At 61.3% G+C, this 1,101-nt stretch carries 1 protein-coding gene; it reads left to right on the top strand.

Going from position 1 to position 1,101, the window contains the following annotated elements; translation table 11 throughout:
• The first annotated feature begins 454 nt into the window (after positions 1-454).
• A complete protein-coding gene (locus tag HHX33_RS34650) occupies positions 455-973 on the top strand; it encodes a hypothetical protein (RefSeq protein WP_182878251.1) in 519 nt (172 codons plus the stop codon).
• Positions 974-1,101: the final 128 nt, after the last annotated feature.

The following is a 1,101-nucleotide window of genomic DNA, read 5'->3' as shown; positions in this document are numbered from 1 at the left end:
CGCCTCCACAGCGCCTGCAACGACCTCCCACCAGCCGAATTCGAGACCCACTACCAAACACAAACCGACCCGGCTATCCTCACCCCAGCCAGCTAACCCGGCCTCCACGAAACTCGGCGCGGTTCAGCGCAGCGGACGCGACCTCTATTGCACCGCCGCTAGCGAGAAGGAAGCCACCTATGTCATCAGCGGCCGGCGGGCAGCACCAACATCTACACCGATCTGCCGATCCTGTGCCCTGCCGGATTCGCGTTACCTCTGTTCTCATCTCATGCACCCGGATGTCATTGGTTCTCGTGCTATGGGAGGAGTTGTCAGGCGGACCCTGGCCCAAGCACTTTGCGATATGGGAAGTGATAAGATCACTGATCCGGGACTATGTCACGCCAGCGGGCACCGTTGCTGGCAACGCATCGTGGAAGTCGAACCCCCTCCCCTTCCGTCTGCGTCTCCGTTGGAGCTAGCCGAAGCGTTTGATGTACTGGATGCCGTCTGGCGCCTGGCTTTCGACAAGAAAAAGCCGCTGCTGTCGCTCAGTATGGTGGCGACGCCAGCCGCGCTGTCCCTGGGATGTGCCACCCGGGCCGAGTTTGAGGCGCGCATAAGCGACCTAGCCGACCTGATTGACCGGATCAAGGTAGACGAGGCTCACTTGCGGCCAGGAACCGACAAGAAGAAAGAGATCAGCGGTAGTCTCGACGCACTGACCAACTGCCTGCATCATCACCTAGACCCAGTGCAGCGCCCGGCGGTGGACAGAGCTATCAAGACACTGCGAACCGTCCGCCAAGCCCGCAACGCCGAACAGCACGGCCTCACGGAGGGCGGGGGACTGACGGCAAAGCTGCGCGATCTCGGCGTCCACGACGCACCACCGAATTGGGGCGCTGCATGGGATGTGGTCAGAGCGCGCGTGGTTGAAGCACTCACCGATCTGCGGCATGAACTGATGACATGGGTGAACACGCCATAGGGTAAGCATTCACGTCCTGCGCATTTCGGGTTCTGTTGATTGCGCTGTGTGATCGTCTCAAGGTGTGCGTCAGTACGCCTGCTGCCGGAGGATCAGGCCGTGGCGGGATCGGGCGGCATCCAGAGTCT

The sequence above is a fragment of the Microbispora sp. H10670 genome (assembly GCF_014161385.1).
GTDB lineage: Bacteria > Actinomycetota > Actinomycetes > Streptosporangiales > Streptosporangiaceae > Microbispora > Microbispora triticiradicis.
This window is presented reverse-complemented; position numbering and strand designations above follow the sequence as displayed.